The 26,360-nt window shown below is 50.0% G+C and carries 19 protein-coding genes and 7 pseudogenes; 14 read left to right on the top strand and 12 right to left on the bottom strand.

Annotation, left to right across the window (positions count from 1 at the left end; genetic code table 11):
• Positions 1-2: 2 nt before the first annotated feature.
• The 7 genes and pseudogenes from ABDK09_15635 (at position 3) to ABDK09_15605 (ending at position 5,750) form a co-directional block, all read left to right on the top strand.
• The gene (locus ABDK09_15635; protein XAW88537.1) at positions 3-548 is read left to right on the top strand and encodes a MotA/TolQ/ExbB proton channel family protein; all 546 of its coding nucleotides are present in this window, start codon (positions 3-5) and stop codon (positions 546-548) included.
• Positions 545-949: a biopolymer transporter ExbD gene (locus ABDK09_15630; GenBank protein ID XAW88536.1), complete on the top strand. Its 405-nt coding sequence runs from the start codon at positions 545-547 to the stop codon at positions 947-949. Before ABDK09_15635 ends, ABDK09_15630 begins: the two co-directional genes overlap by 4 nt.
• Positions 949-1,569 (top strand): energy transducer TonB, encoded by a 621-nt coding sequence (locus ABDK09_15625; protein XAW88535.1) that lies wholly within the window; start codon positions 949-951, stop codon positions 1,567-1,569. The genes ABDK09_15630 and ABDK09_15625 overlap by 1 nt, the downstream gene beginning before the upstream one ends.
• Positions 1,569-2,745, top strand: a pseudogene (locus ABDK09_15620) (tetratricopeptide repeat protein). The gene ABDK09_15625 and the pseudogene ABDK09_15620 overlap by 1 nt, the downstream one beginning before the upstream one ends.
• 170 nt (positions 2,746-2,915) lie before the next feature.
• The gene (locus tag ABDK09_15615; GenBank protein ID XAW88534.1) at positions 2,916-3,719 is read left to right on the top strand and encodes a siderophore ferric iron reductase; all 804 of its coding nucleotides are present in this window, start codon (positions 2,916-2,918) and stop codon (positions 3,717-3,719) included.
• A gap of 200 nt (positions 3,720-3,919) precedes the next feature.
• Positions 3,920-4,750 carry a patatin family protein gene (locus tag ABDK09_15610; GenBank protein ID XAW88533.1) on the top strand — a complete coding sequence of 277 codons (831 nt, stop codon included), beginning with the start codon at positions 3,920-3,922 and terminating at the stop codon, positions 4,748-4,750.
• 151 nt (positions 4,751-4,901) lie between these two features.
• The gene (locus tag ABDK09_15605) at positions 4,902-5,750 is read left to right on the top strand and encodes a DNA ligase (protein XAW88532.1); all 849 of its coding nucleotides are present in this window, start codon (positions 4,902-4,904) and stop codon (positions 5,748-5,750) included.
• Positions 5,751-5,869: 119 nt separating this feature from the next.
• Here the strand turns inward: ABDK09_15605 and ABDK09_15600 are convergent, their stop codons facing one another.
• Together ABDK09_15600 and ABDK09_15595 are read right to left on the bottom strand one after the other, a co-directional pair.
• On the bottom strand, positions 5,870-6,865 hold the full coding sequence (locus tag ABDK09_15600) for a DUF3080 domain-containing protein (GenBank protein ID XAW88531.1): 996 nt from the start codon (positions 6,863-6,865) through the stop codon (positions 5,870-5,872).
• Positions 6,866-7,020: 155 nt separating this feature from the next.
• A pseudogene (locus ABDK09_15595) lies at positions 7,021-8,392 on the bottom strand (MATE family efflux transporter).
• Positions 8,393-8,520: 128 nt separating this feature from the next.
• Between ABDK09_15595 and ABDK09_15590 the strand changes: the two are divergent.
• The gene (locus ABDK09_15590) at positions 8,521-9,129 is read left to right on the top strand and encodes a riboflavin synthase subunit alpha (protein ID XAW88530.1); all 609 of its coding nucleotides are present in this window, start codon (positions 8,521-8,523) and stop codon (positions 9,127-9,129) included.
• Between the two features lie 164 nt (positions 9,130-9,293).
• Here the strand turns inward: ABDK09_15590 and ABDK09_15585 are convergent.
• Together ABDK09_15585 and ABDK09_15580 are read right to left on the bottom strand one after the other, a co-directional pair.
• Positions 9,294-9,498: pseudogene (locus ABDK09_15585) on the bottom strand (CPXCG motif-containing cysteine-rich protein).
• 181 nt (positions 9,499-9,679) lie between these two features.
• Positions 9,680-10,547 (bottom strand): annotated as a pseudogene (locus tag ABDK09_15580) (fructosamine kinase family protein).
• A gap of 392 nt (positions 10,548-10,939) precedes the next feature.
• Here ABDK09_15580 and ABDK09_15575 point away from each other — a divergent pair.
• Entirely contained in the window at positions 10,940-11,281 is a 342-nt protein-coding gene (locus ABDK09_15575; GenBank protein ID XAW88529.1) for a DUF3802 family protein, read from the top strand.
• Positions 11,282-11,294: 13 nt separating this feature from the next.
• On the opposite strand, the gene ABDK09_15570 is transcribed toward ABDK09_15575, so the two are convergent.
• Positions 11,295-11,837 (bottom strand): NlpC/P60 family protein, encoded by a 543-nt coding sequence (locus ABDK09_15570; protein XAW88528.1) that lies wholly within the window; start codon positions 11,835-11,837, stop codon positions 11,295-11,297.
• A 97-nt stretch (positions 11,838-11,934) separates the two neighbouring features.
• Between ABDK09_15570 and ABDK09_15565 the strand changes: the two genes are divergently transcribed.
• Positions 11,935-13,971, top strand: coding sequence for a methyl-accepting chemotaxis protein (locus tag ABDK09_15565; GenBank protein ID XAW88527.1), 2,037 nt, complete (start codon positions 11,935-11,937; stop codon positions 13,969-13,971).
• A gap of 165 nt (positions 13,972-14,136) precedes the next feature.
• Here the strand turns inward: ABDK09_15565 and ABDK09_15560 are convergent, their stop codons facing one another.
• Positions 14,137-14,928 carry a sterol desaturase family protein gene (locus ABDK09_15560; protein XAW88526.1) on the bottom strand — a complete coding sequence of 264 codons (792 nt, stop codon included), beginning with the start codon at positions 14,926-14,928 and terminating at the stop codon, positions 14,137-14,139.
• Between the two features lie 231 nt (positions 14,929-15,159).
• Here ABDK09_15560 and ABDK09_15555 point away from each other — a divergent pair, with 231 nt between their 5' ends.
• Both ABDK09_15555 and nagK read left to right on the top strand, forming a co-directional pair.
• Complete coding sequence (locus tag ABDK09_15555; GenBank protein XAW88525.1) at positions 15,160-15,888, top strand: tRNA-uridine aminocarboxypropyltransferase; 729 nt, start codon at positions 15,160-15,162, stop codon at positions 15,886-15,888.
• Positions 15,889-16,105: 217 nt separating this feature from the next.
• On the top strand, positions 16,106-17,017 hold the full coding sequence (nagK, locus tag ABDK09_15550) for an N-acetylglucosamine kinase (protein ID XAW88524.1): 912 nt from the start codon (positions 16,106-16,108) through the stop codon (positions 17,015-17,017).
• 146 nt (positions 17,018-17,163) lie between these two features.
• On the opposite strand, the gene ABDK09_15545 is transcribed toward nagK, so the two are convergent.
• The 6 genes and pseudogenes from ABDK09_15545 to ABDK09_15520 all read right to left on the bottom strand — a co-directional run bounded on the left by ABDK09_15545 (position 17,164) and on the right by ABDK09_15520 (position 22,280).
• Positions 17,164-17,436 (bottom strand): DUF2960 domain-containing protein, encoded by a 273-nt coding sequence (locus ABDK09_15545; protein ID XAW88523.1) that lies wholly within the window; start codon positions 17,434-17,436, stop codon positions 17,164-17,166.
• Positions 17,437-17,476: 40 nt separating this feature from the next.
• Positions 17,477-19,289: pseudogene (locus ABDK09_15540) on the bottom strand (bifunctional molybdopterin-guanine dinucleotide biosynthesis adaptor protein MobB/molybdopterin molybdotransferase MoeA).
• Positions 19,290-19,295: 6 nt separating this feature from the next.
• A pseudogene (gene mobA, locus ABDK09_15535) lies at positions 19,296-19,874 on the bottom strand (molybdenum cofactor guanylyltransferase MobA).
• A complete protein-coding gene (locus ABDK09_15530) occupies positions 19,852-20,562 on the bottom strand; it encodes an energy-coupling factor ABC transporter ATP-binding protein (protein XAW88522.1) in 711 nt (236 codons plus the stop codon). Before ABDK09_15530 ends, mobA begins: the two are co-directional and overlap by 23 nt.
• Positions 20,563-20,755: 193 nt before the next feature.
• The gene (locus tag ABDK09_15525) at positions 20,756-21,454 is read right to left on the bottom strand and encodes an ABC transporter permease (protein XAW88521.1); all 699 of its coding nucleotides are present in this window, start codon (positions 21,452-21,454) and stop codon (positions 20,756-20,758) included.
• 9 nt (positions 21,455-21,463) lie between these two features.
• Positions 21,464-22,280, bottom strand: a pseudogene (locus ABDK09_15520) (substrate-binding domain-containing protein).
• A gap of 486 nt (positions 22,281-22,766) precedes the next feature.
• Between ABDK09_15520 and ABDK09_15515 the strand changes: the two are divergent.
• Together ABDK09_15515 and ABDK09_15510 are read left to right on the top strand one after the other, a co-directional pair.
• Positions 22,767-24,209, top strand: a complete 1,443-nt coding sequence (locus ABDK09_15515; GenBank protein ID XAW88520.1) for a sigma-54 dependent transcriptional regulator — start codon at positions 22,767-22,769, stop codon at positions 24,207-24,209.
• Positions 24,196-26,277: a cache domain-containing protein gene (locus ABDK09_15510; GenBank protein ID XAW90757.1), complete on the top strand. Its 2,082-nt coding sequence runs from the start codon at positions 24,196-24,198 to the stop codon at positions 26,275-26,277. Before ABDK09_15515 ends, ABDK09_15510 begins: the two co-directional genes overlap by 14 nt.
• The last annotated feature ends 83 nt before the right edge of the window (positions 26,278-26,360 follow it).

The raw sequence follows: 26,360 nt of genomic DNA, 5'->3' as shown, positions 1-26,360 counted from the left end.
TCATGAACCAAGCAGACGGGTTATTTTCAATACACAACCTCTTTCTGCCGTTGTCTGAGTTTATGGCTCAGGGCGGAACCGTGCTTTGGTGGCTGGCCGCAGTAGTGGCACTTTGTTGGCTGTTGGTGGTGGAGCGGGTTATTTTCCTGGTCTTCACCTATCCGAAACAGCGTCAGGTTTGGATCGAAAAATGGCACGCGCGTCAGGATCATAATTCCTGGCACGCCCGTGCGATTCGTGAAGGCTGGATTGGTCAGGCTCATATCAGCCTGACCCAGAACCTGAATGTGATCAAAGTGCTGGTTGCTATCTGTCCGATGTTGGGATTGCTGGGTACAGTGACCGGTATGATTTCAGTATTCGATGTGATGGCGACCCAAGGCAGCAGCAATCCGAAATTAATGGCGTCAGGTATCTCTCTGGCAACTCTGCCGACGATGGCAGGTATGGTTGCCGCACTGGCCGGTATGTTTGTGCATGCGCGTCTTGCCAAAACCTGTCGCCTGTTTGAAATTAAGTTAGAAAAATCGCTAAGGAGCCAGCAATGAGACTTGGCCGACGTCAGTCAAAACAAGAAGAGGCACAAATCGACCTCACATCCATGTTGGATATTGTTTTCATCATGCTGATCTTCTTTATTGTCACCAGCTCATTCGTGCGTGAATCCGGTGTCGAAGTGAATCGCCCTTCAGCATCTAACGTGGTGGCACAGAAAGATGCGGGCATTTTTGTCGCGATCACTTCTGCAAACGACATCTACATCGACAAACGTCAGGTGGATGTGGAGCGTGTTGAAGCCGCTCTGGAGCATTTGCTGCTGGAGCAGCCGGACGCGTCACTGGTTATTCAGGCGGACGAACATGCTTATAACGGTACCGTGGTTAAAGTCATGGATGCCGCGAAGGGTGCGGGCGTGAAGAACATTGCATTGGCAGCGGAGCAACGCTGATGATGCGGTTACTGTTAGCCATGCCATTTGCTGCAGGAATTGCAGTGGCCTTGTTTGCCTTTATGGCCTGGATGGTGAATAACGATAGTATGCGGGCACCAAAGCAAGGCGAACCACTCAGTTTTAATATGGTGATGGTCGAGCAGCAGCAGGATGTGCAGCGTCGTCAGCGCAGTGTACCTGAGCAACCAAAAGCGCCACAAAAGCCGCAGGAAGCTCCGGTATCACAGCAGCAGACAGCCGCCACCAACTCAGTATCACCGACCAGTGTGCCGTCGTTGGGATTGGATACCGCAATTAACGGTATTAATATCAACGCACCGACATTTGGTGATTTCGGAGTCAATCAGCAAGCTGTACCGCTGTATCGTGTAGAACCGAATTATCCTTCGCGTGCTTTGAAACGTGGTGCGGAAGGGTATGTGGTATTGCGCTTTACCATCGACGAAACCGGTCGTCCGACCGATATCGAAGTGGTGGAAGCCAATCCAAAACGTATGTTTGAGCGGGAAGCCATGCGCGCATTGAGAAACTGGAAATATCAACCCAAACTTGATGGGGGGAAAGCAGTGACTCAGCCAGGCCAAACGGTAAAATTGGAGTTTAAGTTAGCCAAATGATGAAACGATTAATCGTCTGCTTACTGCTGATGAGCTCGGCATCGTGGAGCGTCGCGGCAGAATTAAGCCAGTATGCCGCCAACAAAGCCATGAAGGCCAATCAGCTGGCACAAAATGACAAGCTTAGTGAAGCTATCAGTACGCTCAAGGATGCGGAAGTATCGCGTGCGTATGATAAAGCGTATCTGGCTCGTATGCTGGGCGTGTTCTACTGGCAAAACGAGCAGTTACAGCCTGCGCTAAAATCACTGCAACAAGCGGTGAGCAGCGGTGAGCTGGCCGATGATCAAGCCTGGACAACCCGTAAAATGCTGGCCGATCTGCTGTTGGTCGATCACCAGTATGCCAAGGCGCTTCCTCATTACTATCAACTGGTCAAAGCGGTACCAAAAGATCAGAATGCGTATGAACTGTGGCTGCGTATCGGCCAGATTCATTATCAGTCTGAGCAGTGGCAGAAGTCGCTGGACGCTATCGCGCAATATGAGAAATTCCGTCGTCCGGATGAAGTGACCCCGCTGTCGGTTAAGCTGGGTGCTCAGCTGCAACTTGAGCGCTGGAAACCAGCGATTCCAACCATTAAGCGTTTGCTGGCACTCGAGCCGGAAAAAAGCAACTGGTGGCTACAGTTAGTCAGTCTTGAGCTGCGCACTGGTCAGAAGCGTGACGCGTTGAGCAGTCTGGGTCTGGCGAAACTGCAGGGTATTAATCTGAGCCAGCAGGATCTGCGTCTGCTTGCCCAGTTGTATGCTCAAAACGGCGTGCCTGAGCGTGCGGCACAAGTGCTGGAAATGCTCGATGATGCGGACAGTGACATCCAGCTGATCACTGAACGTGCTTTCTACTGGCAACGTGCTAAAGAGTGGGATCAGGCGATTTCAACCTGGACACTGGCAGCGCGCTTTAACCAGAAATATCACTGGAACGTGGCCCAGTTGCTTAACCAGCAAGGTCAGTACCGTGAAGCTCTGGTTGAACTGGATAAAGTGAAAGAGAAAGATCGTCAGTCACAGGTTGCACTTGCCAGAAACCCGTGCCCTGTACAAGCTGAACCAGCTTGAAGATGCGTTGATTCAGGCCAAAAAGGCCAATAACATCGACCCGTCAAAAGAAGCGGAAGGCTGGATTAAGTACTTGTCTCAATTACGCAAGATTCAAGACCAGCGCACATCGTAATAGCAAAATGATGAAAAAGACCTCCTCTGAGAGGTCTTTTTTTATCTGCTTTTGTCCCGTCCGGAATTAACTGTCATTTGCTGACCTTATCGCTATGATAATCATTTGCAACTGCGAATGATTATACGTATCCTTACGATAAAAGAGTCAACAATCAAAAAGACAACAACGTGACCCCGGCAACCGAACAGCAATCTCACTCTCAGCAACTACCTGAAGCAAACGCGAACCTGCAAGCGTTTGAAGCTCTGTTTCACTATGCGCAGAAAATCACCCCGTACCTGCATGGCGAGGTCTCTGCTGTGGATACACAGCGCGATGCGATAGTGCCCGGACAGGATAACAGTGTGGTGATGGCGGCGATCTTTGACGAAATCAGTCAGGCAACACCGGCAGCGGGTCAGGCATTCTGGCTGACCCGAACCTGGGGGCTGCTGTGCTGGCAACCGATATTTTTATCGTTCATTGCTATCTACAGCGCGAAAAAATTACCGGATATGACGCGTATCGCCCAGTATCGGCAACCTCTGTTTGTGGCCGGGTTCAGCTTTGAACCGCATGCGTGGCAAAGCGGGCGTCGGGTCAATCTGATTCGTCAGGCGGCAACGCAACTCAACCACCTGTTTGAACAGTATCGGCTTGAACTCAACGAAACGGTCCGTATTCGTCCCGGCTTTACTCAGCATCTTTTGGCTGACTCACTGCTTAATTGCCTGATCAGGCTGCAGCAAATCCGGCCGGCTTACACCAATCAGGATATCGTCGCCCAAGCCAGACTGTGGCTGGAGGCGTTTGGGTTACCGGATAAACACCTCAGCAGCCTCAAACTGGATGAGGAATCAGGCAAGGTCAAGCTGGTGCGTACCAGTTGTTGCTTGGTTTACAAATGTGAGGGGCGGGCATTGTGTGCCGATTGCCCGCGTCTGGACACCAATAAACACTGTACGCCACTCGACATTACTCAGCTCGATTAATCAAAGTAACTTATGTGGACTAATTAAACGAACTTCTGTGGATTAATTAATCTAAATTCTGCGGATTAAATAGACTACCGTGCGATGTTCGCAGGTTTGTATATAAACCACCTATCTGATTAATAACTAAAACCCATTTGGCGTTAAACCTGTGACCACTTATCCTTGATCTGATAACAAAAAACAGAGAAGGATAAGTCATGGCAGATCAAAAGGCTTTAGTGGTGGAAGGCGGAGCAATGCGCGGTATTTTTGCCAGCGGTGTGCTCGATTCCTTTATGGACAGCGATTATCGCCCCTACGATTTTGTGATGGGGGTGTCGGCCGGAGCCTCGAATCTGGTCGGCTATTTGTCTCACCAGCCGCTGCGCAGCTATCAGGTCATCACGCAACTGGCGACCAGTAAAACATTCTACAATCCGCGCCGCTTTCTTCAGGGCGGTAACCTGGTTGATGTGCGCTGGCTGATTGACGAAGCCAATCGTCTTTATCCGATTGATGAAGATCGCTTGTTTTCGTCGATCCCCTTTTTCGCGGCCGCGACCAATATCAGCACCGGCAAAGCCGATTACTATCAGGTGACACGCGATAACTTTGTGACAGCGATTGAAGCCACTTCAGCGCTGCCTTTGGTATACCGCAACACGCCTTGTTTTTCCGGCAGCTGCTATACCGATGGCGGTGTTGCTGATTCGATTCCGGTCAAAGAGGCCTATCGTCGTGGCGCGCGCGACATCACGGTGATCCTGTCACACCCGCTCAGTTATCAGATGCGTAAACCGAAAAGCGAGTGGATGATGAAACGTCTGTTTGCCCGCTATCCTGAAGTTGCCCATTCCATCATTCATCGCGCTGAAAAATATAATGGTGCGCTGGAGTTTATTCATAATCCGCCTAAAGACGCGCGTATTCAGGTGATTGCGCCGCCTGAGACATTTGCAGTTAAGCGACTGACGATGAAAAAGCCGCTCCTCGATCGCGGCTACGAAATGGGCGTCAGCGCAGGCCGGCTACATATTCAAAACCAGTAAAACGTGCGATGACTCGCAGCCCGCCACACCAGCACGACAGCAGTGACGCGCTTTGCTCATGCTGTGCGCCGTATTGCTTTGCCCGCGCTGTGGCCTGACGTTTCCGGTGATTTGAATAATGAGGTAAACCCGCGAAAAAGGAGTGAACCTCATGCCCTCAAAAACAACCTGGCTGGCACTAAGTTTGTTAGTCCCGGCCTCAGTGGAAGCGCAAACCTTACCGCAGCCCTTTGTGGCCGTAGTCGAAGCCAACAGTTACTATGACGAGTTAGATCTCGCAGATTACTGGGCGAGTGAAAAACTGGACGGAATTCGTGCTGTCTGGAACGGAACTCAGCTCCTCACCCGAACCGGTCATCCGATTCATGCTCCGTTGTGGTTCACCCGTGTACTGCCTGAACATGCGCTGGAAGGTGAATTATGGGCCGGACGCGGCCATTTTGCGCTGGTGCAGCAGACAGTCCTGGACCAAACGCCGTCTGATGAGGCCTGGCAGCAAATTCGCTTTATGTTGTTTGATTTGCCGCGCGCCAGCGGGGATTACCGGCAACGTTATCAAAGTTTGATTGAACTGGTTGAGCAAATCGATGCCACTCATATCGATTATGTGGAACATCAGGCGATCAAGTCCCGTGACGCCCTGATGAAACAGCTTGAACGTCTGTCCGGTGCTGACGGTGAAGGTATTATGCTACGTAAAATCAGCGCCTTGTACCGGCCCGGGCGCAGCGATGATTTAATTAAACTCAAGCAGCATCAGGATGCGGAAGCACAGGTCATTGGCTATCGTCCCGGTAAAGGCAAATATCAGGGCATGATGGGCGCAGTGTTGGTGAGAAACTCAGACGGAACTGAATTTGCTATCGGCAGCGGGTTTAGTGATGAGCAGCGCCACAGTCCGCCGCAAATTGGCAGTGTGGTTACGTATCGCTTTAACGGTCTGACCTCGCAGGGCAAGCCGCGTTTTGCCCGTTTTGTGCGTGTGCGCCGCACAGATTAAAGAGTGAGACTGACCGACCAGGCATCTTTGAGTGATTCGACATCTGTTACTTTGTTGGCATCTGTTACTTTGTTTCCATCTGTTACGTTGTGGCGTCGGCTTATTTTTCTGGCGTAGATTTATTGAACCTTGTTGCCCACTTGCACTGAGCAGCGCTGAAACAACTGCTGCCAGTACTGCATATGCTGGCGCGTGGCGTCACGAAATGCCTGATGACTTTCTTCAATCGCAAAATGGTAGCGGGAAGGCTCTTGCTGCTCAAACATATGCAATGATGGCGCAAGTTGCAGGTAAAGGGCGTCCAGCCGGGCGAGGTAGGGCTGAATCTTTTCCACATAATAGGACTGGAACACATTACGCAGATAGGTCAACTTGGTCTGGTTTCTGTTTGGCCCGCAGATAATCTGCTGATCGTTGTCAGCCAGTTGGCGATGGATGGTTAGCAGCCACAGTGTTGCGTTATCGAGTGAATACTTGAGATCGCCGAGCAGCGGTTGTTTGTCGAGAACTTCCTGAAACGGTGTCAGTCTGGGCAGATTAATGGCTAGCTGTTGACTGGTCAGGGCTTGTTGTATCTGCGCCATTGCGTCCAATGCCCGGGTAATCTGACTGACATCCCAGCCGTTGTCCAGCCAGCGATGACTGGATAATTGCGACCGCATTGCGTTACTGCTGTAGAGTAAATTGTACCAATGCAGCGGCAAATCATGTCGTTTACTGGTTTCGATATCACTGAGCTGCTTTTGCAGTTTGGCCGATATGTCCGGGTTCGCTGTGCAGCGGGTCAGCCCCTGCAGCAGTTGCACCTCGTAATCGAAACGATGAAACCCGTCTTGTACTTTACCCAGCACGGAATTGCGTTGAGCAATCAGGTTGAACAGATCGCATTTTCTCAGTTCATAGCTGTCGAGCAGACCTATGGTGAGGGATTCGACAGGCAAAGTCACGTCACGTTTCTCGGGCAGACGTTGTAACTGCTCGTCAGGGGCCGGCAGAGCATCTGTATCCTGAACATTGGCAATCCGGGTCAGATATTCGTTGAAATCGTTCAGTGCTGGCGCCTGGTCACAAGCCGACAGCATAACCGCACCTAGAATGACAATCAGTATGCGCACAGCGTCTCCGTTTAAATTCACTCTGTGTCAGTAACCTGATTTTGGGCTACCACAGATAAAAAGTAGATGAGCAGAATACAAAAAAGGTCAGCATTTTGCTGACCTTTGTACGTTTATCGCGCTTATCTGGAGCAAAACGGCGATGATCTTAACATTTATCGGGATGCGAACTGCATATGCAGCTCTTCGTCCTGTTTTTGCATCCAGTAGAGACGTTGCCCCAGCATCACAGCCGCAGAACTCAGACCGACAATAAAGCCAATCCAGAAACCTTTTGCTCCAAGCGGCTCGACTATCCAATCCGTCATGGCCAGGATGTAGCCCGCAGGCAGGCCCAAAATCCAGTAGGCAATAAAGGTTCGGTTAAAGATCGCTGCCATGTCCTTGTAACCACGCAGGGCTCCGGCGGCAATGACCTGAACCGCATCCACCATCTGATAAAATGCAGCAAACAGCAATAGAGTCATCGCCAGGCTGACCACTTCCGGGTTATCGGTGTAGAGCAGCGCCACGTGTTCACGAAACATCACGGTCAGAGCGGCTGTGATGACCGCAGTGCCGACGCCGACTATCAAACCTACGTTAGAGGCAATCGCGGCGCCTTGCGAATCTTCTTCGCCCAGCGTATGACCGACCCGAATGGATACCGCCGCCCCAATGCTCATTGGCAGCATAAAGATCAGCGAAGAAAAGTTAAGGGCAACCTGGTGAGCCGCAACCACTAATGAACCCAATGGCGCAACCAGCAGCGCCACCACCGCAAACAGGGTCACTTCGAAAAACAGTGCGGCAGCCACCGGGAAACCCAAGACGCAACAAGCGCACTTGTGCTTTCCAGTCCGGTTTGTGGAAGGTCTCAAACAGTTTGATATGCGCCAGACGCTGTGACGTGATGACATAAAACAGCAGCATGAAAAACATCAGCCAGTAGACAATCATGGTTGCCACACCACAGCCGACACCACCCATTGCTGGCATGCCAAATTTACCGTACACAAATATCCAGTTGAGCGGAATATTAAACAGCAGGCCGAGGAAACCGATGACCATGGCTGGTTTGGTCAGTGACATGCCGTCGGTATAGCTGCGCAGAGCCTGGAACAGCAGAAAAGCGGGCACGGCAAACACCACGGCATGCATATAACCGATGGTTTTTTCCTGCATCAGGGTTTCGACATCCATCAGCCCCAATATGGCTTCGGTTTGTAACAGCACCAGAATAATAGGCACCGAAACCAGCAGTGCCATTGCACAGCCCTGATGGATTTCAAACGGAATCTTGCTTTGTTTACCGGAACCATTCAACTGAGCAACGACAGGAACCAGTGCCATTAACAAGCCGACTCCGAACAGGATCGAAGGCAGCCAGATACTGGCGGCGATCGACACTGCGGCCATATCGATCGCGCTCACGCCGCCGGCCATCACGGTATCGACAAAGCCCATACCGGTTTGTGCGACAGAAGCGATCAGCACCGGCGTCGCCAGTTTGATCAGCGTTGAGGCTTCTTGTTTATGTAAATGCACAAATTTCTCCGCAGTCAGATGATCACGCGATCAGTGGTTTTTCGGTGCAACAAAAGACGTTTTGATGCTGGAGAGAATGATAAAGAAATGTCACACTAAGCACCACGAAAAACTGTCGGAATCACAAAATGTTTACAGGTATTGTGCAAGGCACAGCAAAAGTTGTGACCATCGAGAAAAAAGAGAAATTTCAGACTCACGTTTTGCAGCTCCCTGCTGCACTGGGACAGGGGCTGACGATAGGTGCTTCTGTCGCTCACAATGGTTGTTGTCTGACGGTTACGAAAATCGACGGTGAAGAGGTTTCCTTTGACCTGATGCAGGAGACGCTGCGCCTGACTAATCTCGGTGCTATTGAGGTCGGTGCTGAGGTGAATATCGAACGCGCGGCTAAATTTGGCGATGAAATCGGTGGTCATCATATGTCTGGTCACATCAGTGAAGTGGGCACCATTGTTGAGATCATTGACTCACCAAACAACAAAACCATCTGGTTTGAGCTGCCACAGCAGCATATGAAGTACGTGTTAGCTAAAGGGTACATTGGCCTGGACGGATGTTCACTGACGATTGGTGAAGTGAAAGATAACCGTTTCAACGTCCATCTTATTCCTGAAACCATGCAGCGTACCCTGTTCGGCACGCGTCAGGTCGGGGACAAAATTAATGTAGAGTTTGATCCGCAGACTCAGGCAATTGTTGATACTGTCGAGCGTGTTTTAGCGGCCCGCGCCTGATGCCGGGAGCAGTATGAGGTGAGCTGAAATATTAAAATGAATTCCAGCCGCCTGAAGCTGTAGCCACTGATGCAACATCAGTGGCTGTCATACAGCATGATCTGGTGGCGTGACTTAGTGCCGTTAACCAGTCTCGTTACCTGTTGTATCGGCGCACGGCCTGATCAGAATATCTGTTCGTCGTCTGCATCGACTGTCAGTTCAATCGTATCCTGCAGATCATCCACCATCATATTCAGGTGCATGGTATTACAGCAGGCCGGGCAGTCATCATAAAACTCCTGACTGCCATTCGAAGCATCAAGTTTCGATGCGGACCGAGTGCCCGCAATGGGGACATATGACGGTTTTTTCAGTGAACTCTTTCATGGTTTGTTCCTCGCACAGGTAAAGTCAATCCGGGATAACGCCCCAGTCACTTCAGCAAAAAGGTTGAGCGAGAATCGCTTGGCTCATGTGTTAATAATAAGCCCCTTATCGGCTACGCAGCCATATTTCATCTGCTTTCGCTGAAATTTCAGTGCAAAGTATGCGTTAAGACAATAAATCATCACAATGACAGGATACGTTTAACCTGCTGATCGGCCTGATCCAAAAATTGTCCGCCAAAATGGTTGGTGTGATTGAGCAGGTGATAGAGGTTATAGATATCACGCCGCTGCTCATAACCTGCTTCCTGTGGCAGTACACTGTAATAACCACGATAGAAATCATCGTGGAATCCGCCAAACAACTCCGTCATGGCAATATCACATTCGCGGTCGCCCCAATAGCAGGAAGGATCAAAACAGATGGGGCCGAACGCAGAGTTAGCCACATTGCCATTCCACAAATCGCCATGCAGCAATGAGGGACGGGGATGATGGTTGGCTAAGCGTTGTGTGACCAGATCGACGAACTCCTCAATGTTGACCAGTTCAATGCCTTTCTCTCTGAGCAATTGCAACTGCCAGCCGATGCGTTGTTCGGCAAAAAAGTGGTTCCATTTTTTCGTCCATTGATTGGGCTGGACAATATTGCCGATAAAGTTATCGACATCGAAACCATACTCTTTTTGGTCGCCCCATTGATGCAGTCGTGCCAGTTGCTGGCCGAACTGGTAACTGTGCGCGGCGTCATCGAGCGGCTTGGTGGCGAGATAATTGAGAATAATAAATGCGTGGGTTTTACTGGTGCCGACCATGACTAACTCGGGGACAAACACCGTGTCACTTTCTCGAAGTATACGCAGGTTTTCGGCTTCTAATTCGTACTGAGGCAGGTAATCCCGTTGGTTGAGTTTAACAAAGTAACGTTTCTCTGCCGTCAGAGATCATGTAGCACTCGTTAATGTCGCCACCATCCAGGCGCGCTTTTTCTGTTATGTCGTACTGGAACATCAAAGTATCTGAGAGTTGCTGAGCGATCGCTTGCCACATAATCTCTTTCCTATACGGTTACCCTGTTGTAACCAGTTTAGGCGACTTTTAGCAATATTTCAGAGCGTGAATGCGCAGAATTTCATTCACTTACTAAGACATTCCTCTTAGTGCATATAAATGTGACTTTTATCAAGAAAGCGGATTGCTAACAGCGCTAGTTATCGTCATTGTGATGGTATACGGTGGCATAATGTCGCCTTAGTCTACTGTTACTTCAGGATAAATGGTCTTCTGCTGTCAACACAGAGCGAGAGTTGTGTCTGCTTTCTGAGCAGATGACACGCTCGTTATCAATAATCCGGGTGGCGGAACTGTGCAAACACGAGCACATAGCTTAGTATTAGTCAGGTATTATCATATCTGGTCAAGCGTTAAAGCGGAGAAGAAAAGTGGTTGTAGAAACCGATGGTTATTTAGCCCTTATTGAACATCTGGCCATGAACATGGATGTATTTACACGTGATGGCGACATAGGCAAAGAGAGTGTTGAAGATGTCATTACGGATATGGTTGCCAGCAATATCATGGCGATTTTTGAGCAGAACCCTGAACTTCACTCCAGCGTACGTTTTAAACTGCTGAAAGAGGCCGACTCAGTGGTTGAGGACCTTGGTGAAGTTCTGGCCGGCGTGTGGGCGAAACCTGCCACCAACGAACAAATCGAATTCCTTGATGAATACATTGCCCTGGTCAAAAACCTGTTTGACTCCGCAGTCAGTAAATATGATTAAAGGGCGGGGATAATCAATTAACCTGAGGGGCCGCTTCAACCCGGCGAAATTGCCAGAATGTTGAGGCCCAGTAGGGATTATCCAGCCTGGAAATCATCACGCCTTGTGAAGTAGACGCGTGCATAAAGCGCTTATTGCCGATATAGACTCCGACATGACGGGTTTGTGGCGCCGTCTTGAAAAATACCAAATCGCCATATTGCGCTTGGGCGTAACCGATTTTTGCACCAAGCCGGCTTTGTGAATAAGTGGTGCGCGGCAGGTGTTGCTGCCATGTATCGCGAAATGCTATCTGTACAAAAGCAGAGCAGTCGATACCATCCTTGGTTTTCCCACCCAGTTGATAAGGCACACCGCGCCATTGATTAAATACCTCAAACAGCGCTTCTTCTTTTTGTTCTGCCTCGACTTGTACCGGCTCAGCTTGATGACTGAGTGTTGGTAGGTTTTCCTCACTTGCTGTCGGTGTGTTTGAACAGCCACTGAGCAGGATAAAGGCTGTAGCAATAATGAGAATTCTTGATTTTGAATAACTTAGTATCTTGACGTCTTTCATTTGTCACTCAACTGAAATCTGTGTGAAATATTTCTGACACATTTGCTTCTTACCATGGCGGCGGACCTTCAATTGTGGAATGGGATTCTCAATTTCTATGACTCAGCCGACTCAACAGGGCAAAGTGCTGTCACTTATCCAGACCCTGACCGCCATCTTCATGACGATCACCTTACTCGTCATTATTCTCTCTGTCACTAGTATCAAAGGTATAGGCCGGGTTGGCGATCAGTTCAACCACCTTTCCCAGCAAGCATTGCCGCTGGCAATGAATAACGCGGCTTTGACACAGAATATCCTCGAACAGGTAAAGTACCTGGGCTATGGCACGCGTGCAGCCAATGCCGAAGAGCTGGGTAAAACTCAGCAACAAATTGCCGATTTAGCGCAGCAGGCGCAAAAAATCCTGCTCGAAATGGACAGTTTTGCGACCCAGTTTAATGATCTTGTCGATAAGCAGAAACAGCAGGCTTTGGTACAAAATATTGAGCAGCTCAAGCAGCTTTCCGGCGCGATACTGCAAGCGCAGGATCAGCAGCTGCAACAGCAGCAGACAATAGCAGGCCAAGCAACCGGTTTTCGTTATGGCATGAGCTCTATTGGCCCGGAAATGAGCCGGATTGCCTCGTTTCTGGCGGTGGACAACCCCAGCTCTATGGATGCAGCGAACCGATTTACTGCGTCCGCCAGTTCGATGGAAAGCACGTTTCTGATGCTGATGATGCAAGGTGACCTGACTCAGGCAAACAGCCAGTATAAAGAGCTGAAAAATCGTCTTGCTGGTCTGGAACTGGCCTTCGATGATTTTAAGGAGTGGCATCCCGATGTAACAGAATTTGCCAGCCTGACGGCCCCTTACGCTATGGTACAAGACGGGTTTAAAGAGGGTGGTATTCTGGACCAAATCCTGCAAAAACTGCGCACCTCCCAACAGCAAAACCAGGACTTTAACCAAGCGGCAGTGGTGGCTCAGAAAATTATTTCTCAGCTGAATGCGATGTCGAATGATGCGCGCGTCCTTATTGCTGATCAGAAACAGGAAGTTCAGGCGACGATGCAGAATGTGCGCTGGACGCAGACAATCGGCGGCGCGCTTCTGGTGATGATGATTGTTCTGGCTTGGTTTGGTTTACGCCGCTGGGTCAATCTGGGGATGAATAACATCAGTGCTCAGCTGACCGCGATGACCGCGCACGATTTTTCTCATCAGGCTGGTTTAAGCGGACCGCAGGAATTCCATCACATTGCGGGGCAACTCAACCAGGTGATTGACAGTACCCGTGATTCACTGGCGACGGTGACACGCAACTGTGAAACCTTGTATCAAACCGCAGAGCTGAGCCATGATGCGGCCAGCGAATCAGATAAAAGCTTGGCTGCACAGAACCAGTCACTGATTAATATGGTCACCACGATTAACCAGCTTGAAGCGTCGATTCGCGAAATTGCTTCAGTGACCAATGAATCCTATACCGATGCGGTTTCGGCGGCAGAGCACGCTTCGCACGGCGTGACGGTCGTGGACCAGAACCGGACTCGTCTGCAGTCACTCGAGTCTACCCTGAATATCAACGAAACAGCGATGCATGAACTCAATACCCACGTGAGTAAAATCCGCGAAATGGTTGATGTGATCAGCGGTATTGCCGACAGTACCAATTTACTGGCTCTCAACGCGGCGATTGAGGCGGCCCGGGCCGGTGAACAGGGACGAGGATTTGCGGTGGTTGCCGATGAAGTACGCAAACTGGCCAGTGACACCAGCACCCAAACGGCTAATATCCGCGCCATGATGACTGAGTTAGTGCAGGCGGCGAGTCGCTCGCGTCAGTCGGTGGAAGATTCACGGGTAGAAATGGTCGATGCACTGAGTTCGAGTGAGGCGGTGAAGACGACATTTAGCGACATCGCTCAGGCGGTATCACACATCCGCGCACGGGTTGAGCAGATTTCTGTGGCCACGGAAGAGCAGGAGAGGGCGACGGCAGATGTCAGTCAGTCAATCAGCCAGATATCTGACCAGGGTACTCACACAAAACAGCAAGTTGAAGCGATGCTGGAAAGTTCTCAGCAGGTTGCGGATATCGCCGGTCACCAGCAAACCATGTTGCATAAATATACGCTGACCTCTTAAGCGCTGCCTTTTTCAGTCAGTCGCTAATTCGCGATTACGTTCAAAGCATCAAAGCATCAAAGCATCAAAGCATCAAAGTAACATAGTAATAAGGCGCAGTGAAAACTGCGCCTTATTGGGTTACTAATTTGGTTATTGTTGATGCTTATCCACTGCTGTTCAGTATTAACGCTCACGGAAAGGCTGGGTCAGCATTTTATCCAGCCACTGCTCTCTGCCGCGTTGAAACTGGTTAAGGCCGATTTTCATCTGTTCATGACCCTGCTGAGGTTGGGCTATGTAAGTACCAAACACGCGATCCCACACCGAGAGAAAAAAGCCGAAGTTAGAATGCATTTCCCGTTCAATCACTGAATGGTGCACCCGGTGCATGTCCGGCGTGACAATCACATTTCTTAGCCAGCGGTCTGCTCTGAGCGGCAAGCGGGCGTTGCTGTGATTAAACATCGCACTGGCGTTGAGTAACACTTCAAAGATGACGACGGCCAGCGCGGGTGCACCGAGCAGGGTAATCGCACCGACCTTAACCCACATAGACACAATGATCTCAAGGGGATGAAAACGCGCGCCGGTTGTCACGTCGATATCCTGGTCGGCATGATGCATACGGTGCATCCGCCACAACCAGGGAATGCGGTGAAACAGAACATGTTGGGTGTAGATGATCACGTCGAGTACGATGATGGCAACAGGCACCGCTATATAAGCCGGAACATCAAGCCAGTACAGAACACCGAAACGGGTTTGCTCAGACCACATCGCCGCCGATAACGCTGCCACCGGCATCACCAACGCCAGAATAATGCTGTTGAGACCGACTAAGCCTAAATTGTTGAGCCAACGCTGCCATTTACTGCATGACAGGGGTTTGCGTGGTTGATTAGATTCCCACAGCGCGCAAGCAAGGAGCACTAGAATGAAAATCAGCAACCGAATCATATCCGTATGTTGTAACATCAAAGCCTCCGAACCATCAGGTTTCCTTTTGACCATCTGCCGGCAGGCACACGCCACTGCGCTTTTCTGCGTATCCGCTTGCCGTTTTTGCGCGTCTTATTTCCTTGCCCGCCTTATGACCGATTGGCGTTGTCTGCCGGGCCGTTTTACCGATGCCAGGCCAATCAGGGCTGGCATGTACCACAGTAGGACAGTAAAATCTGCTGTCCATTTTTATCATCAGCCCGGGTTATGAGAACACACGCCTTTCATCATTTGTATCAGTATCGCTTAGAACGATCAACTAAACCATTTATTGCGCGCGGATCACGCATCAGTCGCTGTCAGTTTTGCCATGTCGCTGAAGCGCATTGCCTGTGTCCTCATCAGCCGGATGTGGAAACCGGAGTGGCTGTGATGTTGATTGTATCGGAAAACGAAGTATTTAAACCGAGCAATACCGGGCGCCTGATTGCCGATACCATCAAGGAAACCTATGTTTATCAATGGCATCGTACTGAGCCGGATGCAGAAATGTTAGCGCTGCTAACTCACCCAGACTATTATCCGGTGCTGGTTTTTCCCGCGCAAGATGAAGCCGATAAACCACGGGTTTTGGGCGATGTGACGGCCGAGATCAACGGCCGTAAACCTTTACTGATTCTGATTGATGGCAGCTGGCGGGAAGCCAAACGTATTTTCCGTAAATCACCCTATCTGGCGAGTCTGCCTTTGGTGTCAATTGAGCCGGAAACGGTATCGCGTTACGTGATGCGCAAGTCCGATAACGAGCAGCATCTGGCGACCGCGGAAGTAGCCAGTCTGGTTCTGGACAAATTTGGCGAACATGCCGCCGCTGATACTTTGCGTCTGTGGTTTGATGCGTTTCGGGAAAGTTATCTGCTCGCCAAATCACGCATGAAAAGCAGTGAAACCAAACAGGCATTGCAGGCCTATCTTACCCACCAGACTTGCCGATGAGGTCTTGATGCCCGTTGATACTCATTCAGACTGGTTGCATGTTACGCAAACAGTCGGCATAGCCGAATAAACCGGTGTTTTGTCACGGAATGGGTAAATCGGGTTATGGATAATAGCGCGGTTTGATTTTGCCTGTGTGGGTGTATTTCGCCTGTGCCGGTTATTGTTGCCAGGAATGGCTTTTTCCCCGACTCGGGGTTTATTAGGAGAGAATCACATGTACTACGGCTTCGATGTCGGCGGGACCAAGATTGAGTTTGGTGCCTTCAATAATAAGCTTGAGCGCATGGCAACCGAGCGCGTTGCTACCCCGACAGACGATTACGCGTTACTGGTGGAGACGATTGCGGATCTGGTGGCGAAATATGACCAGCAATTTGGCGTGCAAGGTACGATTGGCCTTGGTTTACCAGGCATGGAAGACGCTGATGACGCGACTGTGCTGACGGTGAATATTCCTTCAGCCAATGGCAAACCGCTGCGCGCCGATCTGGAAGCGAAAATCGGCCGTCAGGTTAAGATTGAAAACGATGCTAACTGTTTTGCACTATCTGAAGCCTGGGACGACGAATTGAAAGATGAGCCGGCGGTGATGGGCTTGATCCTGGGGACAGGTTTTGGCGGTGGCTTTGTGTTTGAGGGTAAGGTTTTCTCCGGTCGTAATCACGTTGCCGGTGAAGTCGGCCATATGCGCATGCCGATTGATGCCTGGTTCCACTTAGGTGCCGATAAAGCGCCTCTGCTGAGTTGTGGCTGCGGCAATAAAGGTTGTCTGGATAACTATCTGTCCGGTCGTGGCTTTGAATTGATCTACCAGCACTATTTTGGCGAGAAGAAAGCGGCGATCGATATTATTAATGCGTATCAGCAGGGCGAAGCAAAAGCTCAGGAACATGTTGAGCGCTTTATGGAAATGCTGGCCATTTGTTTTGCTAACATTTTTACCGCGAACGATCCGGATGTTGTTGTGCTGGGCGGTGGTTTGTCTAACTTTGAACTGATTTACCAGGAACTGCCGAAACGTATTCCAAAACACCTGCTGTCGGTTGCTAAGTGCCCTAAAATTATTCAGGCCAAACACGGCGATTCAGGTGGTGTGCGCGGCGCGGCGTTTTTAAATATTAAGTAATTGCTTTTAAATATTAAGTAATTCCTTTTAAATATTAAGTAATTCCTTTTAAATAGTACCTGAGCGTTTGCTGAGTCAGCGACGTGGCGCATGAACACAAGAAGCACGAATACAAAAAGGGCCTACCGTTTGGTAAGCCCTTTTTATCATTCTGCTTTTGGCTTTTTACCCACACCAAAGTTTTCCTTCGGTTTGAGAGTGATGGTGCCAAAACCCAGCTTTTTGAAGTGATTATCACGATAATTGCGTACCGCTTTACTATCTGAAATGGCCTCAATCTGTTGTTCCATTTTCAGATAGGATGTCAGGTCGATGCCTTCTGCTTCGGCGACCGCTTCGTGAATATTGCGGTGCTTTTCATAAGAAAACGACAGCGTTTTATCCTGATTTTTGTACGTATAAATAATGGTACGAGCCATGCTAATTCTCTCTCCAACTGCTTTAAGGCTGTTTAGCGGCCTAGATTCTGCCTTGTAGTGGGATGATTGTCACGCTTTCACCGACTTTTACTGTATCAATGGCCGGGCCGATCTCAATCAGACAGTTGGCTTCGCTCATCGAACGCAGAATACCAGAGCCTTGTTTACCCGTGGTTTGCACCACCAGTTGCCCCTGATGATTGACATGATAGATACCACGACTGAATTCTGTCCGCCCTTGGCGAGAGCGTAAATCTTCACTGGCCAGCGCCTGAACTTTAAGTGGTTGCCAGTCATGTTCGCCCTGCATTCTACGCACCGCAGGCTCGACAAAATTAATGAATGACACCATCACCGCGACCGGATTTCCCGGCAACCCGAAAAACGGGGTGTTATCTACTTCTCCAAACGCAAGCGGACGGCCAGGACGCATATTGATGCGCCAAAAATCAATTCGGCCCAGTTTTTCCAGCGCTGACTTAATGAAATCGGCGTCACCGACGGATACGCCGCCGGAGGTCATAATGATGTCGGCAGACTGGGCCGCCTGCACCAGCGTATCCATCATCATGATTTCATCGTCTTCGATGATGCCAAAGTCGATCACTTCGCAATCCAATTGTTGCAAAAGGCCCATCAGCGTGTAGCGGTTTGAATCATAAATGGAGTGGCCGTTGGTCTCTGTCCCAGGTGCCTGAACTTCATCTCCGGTCGAAAACAGCGCCACCTTGAGACGGCGATAGACAGGTACCGTCGTCATGCCCAGTGAGGCAACCATTCCCATTTCAGCTGACCGGATACGCTGCCCAGGAAGAAATACCGACTGGCCTTGGGCCAGATCTTCACCTGCCTGGCGGACATTTTGTCCCGCTTTAATCACGGCGTCGCCAAAGGAGACAAATTGCCCATCCTGTTTGGCTTGCTCGCGCATGATAACGGTATCTCCACCCGCCGGAAACGGGCGCGCCAGTCATGATTTTTACTGCTTGTCCGGCTTGTAACGGCTGCGGATAGCCGTGTCCGGCCAGCACTTCGCACATGACTTCAAACTGCTCAAGGCTGAAGTCTTCACTACGAATCGCGTAACCATCCATAGCAGAGTTGCGATATGCCGGAACATTGATAGGGGATACGATTTCATCGCTCAGTACGCGGCCATAACTGGCTCCGACGGAGATCACTTCTGCGTCACTGATCGGATGGACTGCAGACAGAATTTTTTCCACGCCTTCTGTGACCGACAAAAACGCCGGAGACAAGGTATCGCAGCTGGCCGGTTGCGGCGCAGCGGGCTTAGACGCTGCGTGAAACTCGTGTGTATAGTCGAGCACAAACTGACTGATGGCCTGCAGGTCGTTAATGTTGAGCTGAGGTAATTCGGATTCAATTTTTTCGTCAGCGGCTACAGCGATGATGTTGCTGTCATTCGGATAAAGCCAGGGTTTACCGACTTCTGCGCGATGCAGTTCAATTTTGGGGAAGGCAATGTTTTTACAACCTTCAACCAGAATCAGATCCAGTTGCTGATGATCAAAACGGGTCAGAAGGTAATCAAATTCGGCTTCTGCATCCGGGGTTTCGGTCATCAGTGCATGACGGTTACGGGACGCAATCAACATCTGGGAAGCGCCGGCTTTACGCAGACGATAACTGTCTTTGCCCGGCTTATCGACATCGAAATTGTGGTGGGCATGCTTTAGTACGCCTACCCGCAGCCCGGCTGCAGTCAGTTTAGGCAGCAGTGCTTCCAACAAGGTTGTTTTACCGGTACCTGAGTAGGCGGCAAATCCGAGCAGCGGCAGTTTAGGGGCTGAAGTCTGACGGTCATTCGTCTGACGAACAGAAGTATTCATGGCTGTAATGCTCCGAAACTGAGCCAGCTCTTGTGGCGTATTCAGGTTAAAAAAGCAATCCGGACAGTCGCGGAAATCGACTTCACGAGTGTGGCATTCATTGTAAAGTAATACAATTTTGCGGTCGCCCCGTTCAAGAAATGCGCTCAGTTTAGGCAGCACTCGTTTATGGAACAGAGTAAAGACCGGCTGAGTGTGTTGCCCGTCGCTGGCAACCAGAATGTCACATTCCGGAGTGACGGCGTCACAAAAACGCTGTACTAAATCGGTCGCGATCATGGGGCTGTCACAAGGGACAAATCCGACCCAATCGGTTGACGCTGCTTTGAGTCCGGCATGAATGCCGCCCAGAGGGCCGGGAAAGTCAGCAAATTCATCGCTCACCACAGGAGCAAATTGTTGATACCAATCCTGATTACGGTTCGCGTTGATCAGGATATGTTCGGCTTGTGGGGTTAATCGTTCCAGCACATGCTGGATAAGAGGTTTGTTATTGAGTGTAATCAGACCTTTGTCGTTTCCGCCCATCCGGCTGGCCTGGCCACCGGCTAAAATAACCCAACTAGTTTGAGAGGGAAGTAACATAGGAATTCTCTTGTTCTTCTTTAACGATATGCAGTAATGGCGACTCAATTAAGGTGCGATCTTTTATCCACCACTGCTTCTTACATAATGCGGTCAAAGCGTTGCTCTGGTGACTGGTAATTACCAGGCTGGAGCCTCTGTCCAGTAAGTCTTTGGCCATTATAACTAATCTGTTGATGGATTCCTGATCTAATGACGCACTCGGCTCATCCATCAGCAAAATAGACGGTTTCAGAATCCAGGCTCTGGCCATGGCAACACGCTGCTTTTCGCCGCCGGATAATACCGAGACATGCTCGTCGGCTAAGGTCTCCAGACCGACCATGCGCAGTGCAGTGATTACTTCAGCACGTTTGTCTTTAGCAGACAAGGCAGAATAACGAATCCCGTACACCACATTTTGATAGACAGTATCATCGAACAGGTAAGGGCTTTGATGAAGATAAATAACGTCGCGATGAGCACGGCCATGCCACAGACGGCGCCACCATGTCCGGGACTGCGAAACAGAGCCCATACTGGGTGACAGCAATCCGGACAAAATCTTGAGTAAGGTCGTTTTACCGACACCGTTATCGCCCTTGAGATAGATAGCGTCATTAGGCCCGATCGACAGATCGGAAATATGAAACAGAACGCGATCTTTAAAGCGCATTGATAACTGATTCGCGGTTAATTTAATCGACATTCCACGTCCTTATGCAGCAGCTTAACTTTTTGAGAAACCAAATCAGACCTTTGTACGAGACCCAGGGGTTGAATAAGCCAGTCGAGGTACAAAAACAGAGGTGGTGTCACGATCAGGATTTTTGTAATAGTTATCTTGGTAGCCATGTTGCGTTAACAGTCATACCTTATTAGCGGTTATGTGTTGTTGACGATCAGGTACGTAAATATCCTTTACCACGCATACTTGAGAGCAAAAAGTTTAACGCCAGTGCCAGACAGAGTAGCACCATACCGAGTGCCACGCCTTGAGCAAAAGCGCCTTTATGACTTTCCATTGCGATTGCCGTCGGAATATTGCGGGTCAGACCCATAATATTGCCGCCGACCATCATCGAGCAGCCCACTTCCGTCACGATGCGGGAAAAAGCGGTAATGGTGGCCGCACATAAAGGAAAACGCGTTTCCCATATCATTGTAGCGGTAATACGCGGTATTGATGCACCGAGTGTCATAGCGGTTTCCACTGAGCGGCGATCACTGGATTGCAAAGCGCCATGCATCATGGAAACCAGTATGGGGAAACAAATCAGCATTTGGCCGAAGATCATCGCCTTTTGGGTGAACAGCATTTGCCAGTCACCCATCGGACCGGAGCGTGACAACAGCATATACAGCAGCAGACCGATAACCACAGTCGGTACTGCCTGCAGGGTATTAATCAGGGACAGCAGAGCCCACTTACCACGAAAGTTGGTATAAGCCAGCATAAATGCCAGCAGCACCGCAGGGGCGATGACCAGACACAATGCGGCCAGTGAGACACTGAAGGAGACCGCAACGATCTCCCACAGTTCTGAGTCAAAATTTACCAGTAATGTCAGCGCATCCAGGGTAGTTTGCCAAAGACTCATGGATAGCGCTTACTCGTTGGCGTTGGCAACAAACAGTTGTTGGCCATTGAGTTTAAACTCGTTGATCATCTTCTGGCCTTCGGCATTGATCAGCCAGTCATGAAACGCTTTTGCGCCTTTGACGTTGAGGGTTGAGTAACGCTCCGGGTTGACCAGAATGACCTGATACGGGTTAAACAGCGCTTTATCTCCCTGGAACAGGATTTTCAGATCCAGTTTATTGGTGTAAGCCAGCCAGGTACCGCGGTCGGTCATGGTGTAAGCCTGCATTTCTGACGCCATGTTCAGCGTCGGGCCCATGCCCTGGCCAACAGAAACGATAGCCACCGAAGTTAGGTTCAATCTTGGTTTGTGCCCAGATACCCATCTCTTTCTTGTGCGTACCAGAATCGTCACCGCGAGAAACGAAAGTCACGTCCTGCGTCGCAATTTGCTTAAATACCGCGCCAATGTCTTTTTGCTCTGCCACGTGTGCAGGGTCGTTTTCCGGACCGACGATGACAAAGTCGTTGTACATCAGTTTGTGAGGTTCGATACCGAAACCTTGTTCAACAAAATTCGCTTCGGCTTTCGGTGCATGGGTCATCACCAGATCCACGTCGCCGTTTTCGCCCATTTTCAGTGCTTTACCCGTACCGGCAGCAATCACGTCCACTTTATAACCGGACTCTTTTTCAAACTGGGGCAATAAATAATCAAGCAGCCCGGAGTGATAGGTACTGGTTGTTGTGGCCAGTCGGATACGTGAAGCGTCTTCGGCGCTGCTGGCAGAATAGCTGACGAGCAGAAGTGAGGTAGCAGCAAGACTCAGAGTCACTTTTTTCATGATAATTTCCGTATTGGTTGAGAAATGAACGAATGTCTGACCTGGAACGTATTTACTTACGCTTGCTTGTTTTACGCGTGTAATTAAGCTTAAGCGCGTAATTAGCTTACGTTGCTGAGCGATAGTGGATTAATCGTTATCTTGTTTATTCGGGACCTTGTTAATCAAAAACTCTTATTAAACAGACTTTTGATAACCAGGCTTTTGTTATCCAAGCTTTTTATCCAAAATCAATAGTAAACAGTACGTTGCCTTAGCCAGACAGACTTTAAGGCACCCGGCATAATGCAATCGCAATGCCAGATTGCAGAGGTGGGTACCCAGCGTTAATTGTTTATTATCTCAGCAAAAAACACGAGTAAATGACGAAAATTGTCGTAAAAATATGTGTTAGTGCACATAGCTTGGACAAAATGTCCCACTATATGCGTAATGAGTATATGGTTGATTGCGTCTTTCTGTCCCAACTGGAGTTAATGAGCCAACATGTCGCAAATGTTAGATTCTCAACCTGCACTGAAATATCAGGCATTTTCTGTTCTGGTGGTCGATGATGAACCCGGTATGCAGGCTATTTTGAAAAAATCCCTCGGCAAATGGTTCTCCAAGGTAGATTGCACCGGCAGCATTGAGCAGGCAGAGGTGTTGCGCTGCGAACATCATTATGATCTGATCATTCTCGACATTAATCTACCAGGCCGCGCGGGCACTGAATGGAATGAGGTGTTCAGCGATGAAGAGCGCCGCACCGATGTGATATTTATGACCGGCTATGCGGATCTTGATACCGCAATCAGTGCGTTAAAACTCGGCGCCTCCGATTTCATTCTTAAACCGTTCAATCTGGAGCAGATGCTGCAGGCGGTCACCCGTTGTATGGACAAGCGTCTCAATGAGCGGATGCAGTACGCGCTGCAACGCGATTACCAGCGTCACTGCGCCACACAAATCATTGGTCACTCACAACAAACAGAGCAGCTTAAACAGCTCATCTTGCAATTTGCGCCGTCTCGCGCTTCGGTATTGGTTGAAGGCGAGTCGGGCACCGGCAAAGAGTTGGTGGCCCGCGCGATTCATGAAGCCAGTGAGCGTTCAGGGCCTTTTGTACCGGTTAACTGTGGGGCGATTGCGCCGGAACTGCTGGAAAGTGAGCTATTCGGGCATACATCCGGTGCGTTTACCGGCGCCAAGAAGAGCCGTGAAGGTCTGTTCCGGGTAGCCAATGGCGGCACGCTGTTTCTGGATGAAATCGGTGAAATGCCGCTTGCAATGCAATCGGCGTTGTTGCGCGTTCTGGAGCAGAGAGCGATTCGTCCGGTTGGCTCGGAAAAAGAGGTGGCGATTGATGTCCGGGTGGTGGCGGCAACCAACCGTAATCTGCAGGATGAAGTTGACCAGGGCAATTTCCGCCGTGATTTGTACTACCGGCTTAATGTACTCAAAATTGATGTCTGCCCGCTGCGTGAACGCCGTGCAGATTTAAAAGAACTGGTGCCGTTTTTTACCAAAAACCTTTGTGCTGAGCTGGCTATGCCAGTTCCCAAGTGGGCCCATGAGGATGTGTCAGCTATGCTGACCTATGAGTGGCCGGGTAACATTCGTGAGCTCAAGAACCTGATTGAACGCTGCATTCTGCTGGGTAAACCGCCGGCGCATTATTGGCGTGAGTTACATGGCCTTCCTGAGCTGGATTTAGTGACAACGTCACATGACGTTAACAGCCACCAAACATCAGCCACAAGCGAATCAGACGCTGAGCAAGTGGGGTATCCTAACCACTGGACGCTGAAAGATGTTGAGAAGGCGCACATTATGCAGTTGGTGGATTTCTACGAGGGCAACAAATCTGCAGCCGCGCGCGATCTCGGTGTCGCGAGAAAGACGCTGGAGCGCAAATTCAAAGAGTGGGACGGTGATGAAGCTAGCTAACCGGACTCTGCTGCAGAAATGGCGTTACCGCTTAAAAACCACAGTCCGCTACCGTCTGCTGATCCTGACATCCGCTCCGATCGCATTTACTCTGGTGGCACTGATCGTGATCTCGATTTATTGGTCACTGCATTACACTTGGCAAAGTGCGTTAGTAGATGTCTCCGAGCGCCTTGGTGTCGCGCGTAACAGCGTCAGCCTGCTGCAACAGCGTCAGGCCAATGAGGTGCGGGCTTTTGCTGAGTCTTATGCGTTTCGTAGCCGTGTATTGCAGATGAATGCTGACACCCTGAAGGACCCGCTTTCGTTGCGGCAATGGGTCTCTGCGCAAAAGGCTCGTTACTCTCTCGACTTCCTCAATTTTGAGCCGCTTGATTCTGATTCAGAGCAACTCTCAGAAAAACGTAAGCTATCGCAACGGCAGGCTCGCTATCAGGAACTTAGCGCTCGTGATTCGTTTTTCGATGTACTCAGTCATGAGGAACTGGCAAAGTTTTCGCCGGCGTTAGCTGAGCGGGCTAAGCTCCCGGCCTATCACAGCGATAAAATGGAAACCCGTGGCCTGGTGAGCCGCACAGTTGTTGCGGTTAACGATCAACATCACAACCTGATTGGATTTCTCGACGGAGGCTTGTTGCTCAATAACAGCAGCGCTTTGGTCGATCAGCTCAGGGACCTCATTTATCCGATGCGACGTGAACAGATGCGCTCTTTGGGGACGGTCACTATTTTTCTCGATGCTTTGCGGATCAGTACCAACGTGCCCCTCGACAGTTCAGAGCAACAGGGACGGGCAGTCGGAACCCGGGTATCTGATGCAGTGCAGACCCAGGTTTTACAGCAGGGTCTGCAATGGGTCGATCGGGCTTATGTATATGATGCCTGGTACATCACCGCCTATGAACCGATTCGTGACTCGAATCAGCAGGTCATCGGTATGTTATATACCGGCCATCTGTTGTGGCCTTTTGTCAAAAGCTACCTGACCAATATCGTCGAAATAGCCATTGCAACTCTGTCTCTGCTGCTGGTTTCGGGTATTTTTGTTTACCGGGGCTCGCGTGATTTGTTCCGGCCGATAGAGCGAATTCACCGTGTCGTGAAGCTGGTCCAGCTGGGTAAAAATCAGCGTATTGGCGAATTGGGGCTGGATCATGATCATGAACTGGCTCAGTTGGCGCGGCAGTTCGATAACATGCTTGATTTGCTGCAGCAACGTAATGAAGAGATTCAGCGCGCGGCTCATGAGCTGGAAGGCAAAGTCAGCGATCGGACCGCCAGTCTGCAGGACAAAACGGCGGAGCTTGAGCACCATATTCAACTGCTGAACCAGACCCGTGACAAACTGATTGTGCACGAGAAGCTGGCCGCTCTTGGTGAGCTTACTGCGGGCATTGCACACGAAATCAATAATCCGACGGCGGTGATTCTGGGTAACACAGAACTTATTAAGTTTGAACTGGGTGATGATGCTCAACGGGTCGAAGAAGAGATTGATGCCATTTTGTTGCAGATTGATCGTATTCGAAATATCACCCGCAGTCTGCTGCAATACAGCCGTCATGGCGGCGTCCAGGATGAGATCACATGGCAGCACATCAATCCGATTATTGAAGAGAGCATTACGTTGGTTAAAACCGGCACCAAGAAGCGCGATGTGGAGTTTGTTACCCGGTTTGCAGCCCAAAGTTCTGTTGAGGTGAATCGCCATCAGTTATTGCAGATCCTGGTGAACCTGCAGATGAACGCTATTCATGCCATGAACGGACAGGGCAAACTGACAATCCGGAGTGAAGACTGGTGCGAGCAAGGTGAAGTGCTCGGCGCAGTGGTCCACATCGAAGATCAGGGCTGTGGTATAAAACCCGAACACCTTAAGCGAGTGTTTGACCCGTTTTATACCACAAAGCGTGAAGGAACCGGTTTGGGCTTGTCGGTGTCGCAGAGTCTGCTCAGCCAGACTGGTGGTGAGATACGAGTGAAATCCGAGTATGGTAAAGGCAGTACTTTCAGTGTCTACCTGCCAAGTAAGGCGGATGCTCATCTGCTGATTACCAAAGTATCCTGAGCCGCTTATTCATTATTTCTTCTTAGTTATTTCTTCGTGATTCGCAGCCATGCCCATCGCCGGCATGGCTGTTTATTTGCGCT

This window comes from Vibrio sp. CDRSL-10 TSBA (assembly GCA_039696685.1).
In the GTDB taxonomy this organism is placed as follows: domain Bacteria; phylum Pseudomonadota; class Gammaproteobacteria; order Enterobacterales; family Vibrionaceae; genus Vibrio.
Note: the sequence above shows the minus strand (reverse complement) of the source record. Positions and strands in the feature narration are given on the sequence as shown.

Bases quoted from the DNA above. Each gene is read 5' to 3' on its own strand.
- ABDK09_15635 (XAW88537.1), top strand. From the start codon at position 3: ATGAACCAAGCAGACGGGTTATTTTCAATACACAACCTCTTTCTGCCG.
- ABDK09_15630 (XAW88536.1), top strand. From the start codon at position 545: ATGAGACTTGGCCGACGTCAGTCAAAACAAGAAGAGGCACAAATCGAC.
- ABDK09_15625 (XAW88535.1), top strand. From the start codon at position 949: ATGATGCGGTTACTGTTAGCCATGCCATTTGCTGCAGGAATTGCAGTG.
- ABDK09_15610 (XAW88533.1), top strand. From the start codon at position 3,920: ATGGCAGATCAAAAGGCTTTAGTGGTGGAAGGCGGAGCAATGCGCGGT.
- ABDK09_15605 (XAW88532.1), top strand. From the start codon at position 4,902: ATGCCCTCAAAAACAACCTGGCTGGCACTAAGTTTGTTAGTCCCGGCC.
- ABDK09_15590 (XAW88530.1), top strand. From the start codon at position 8,521: ATGTTTACAGGTATTGTGCAAGGCACAGCAAAAGTTGTGACCATCGAG.
- ABDK09_15570 (XAW88528.1), bottom strand. From the start codon at position 11,837: ATGAAAGACGTCAAGATACTAAGTTATTCAAAATCAAGAATTCTCATT.
- ABDK09_15565 (XAW88527.1), top strand. From the start codon at position 11,935: ATGACTCAGCCGACTCAACAGGGCAAAGTGCTGTCACTTATCCAGACC.
- ABDK09_15560 (XAW88526.1), bottom strand. From the start codon at position 14,928: ATGTTACAACATACGGATATGATTCGGTTGCTGATTTTCATTCTAGTG.
- ABDK09_15555 (XAW88525.1), top strand. From the start codon at position 15,160: ATGAGAACACACGCCTTTCATCATTTGTATCAGTATCGCTTAGAACGA.
- nagK (XAW88524.1), top strand. From the start codon at position 16,106: ATGTACTACGGCTTCGATGTCGGCGGGACCAAGATTGAGTTTGGTGCC.
- ABDK09_15545 (XAW88523.1), bottom strand. From the start codon at position 17,436: ATGGCTCGTACCATTATTTATACGTACAAAAATCAGGATAAAACGCTG.
- ABDK09_15530 (XAW88522.1), bottom strand. From the start codon at position 20,562: ATGTCGATTAAATTAACCGCGAATCAGTTATCAATGCGCTTTAAAGAT.
- ABDK09_15525 (XAW88521.1), bottom strand. From the start codon at position 21,454: ATGAGTCTTTGGCAAACTACCCTGGATGCGCTGACATTACTGGTAAAT.
- ABDK09_15515 (XAW88520.1), top strand. From the start codon at position 22,767: ATGTCGCAAATGTTAGATTCTCAACCTGCACTGAAATATCAGGCATTT.
- ABDK09_15510 (XAW90757.1), top strand. From the start codon at position 24,196: ATGAAGCTAGCTAACCGGACTCTGCTGCAGAAATGGCGTTACCGCTTA.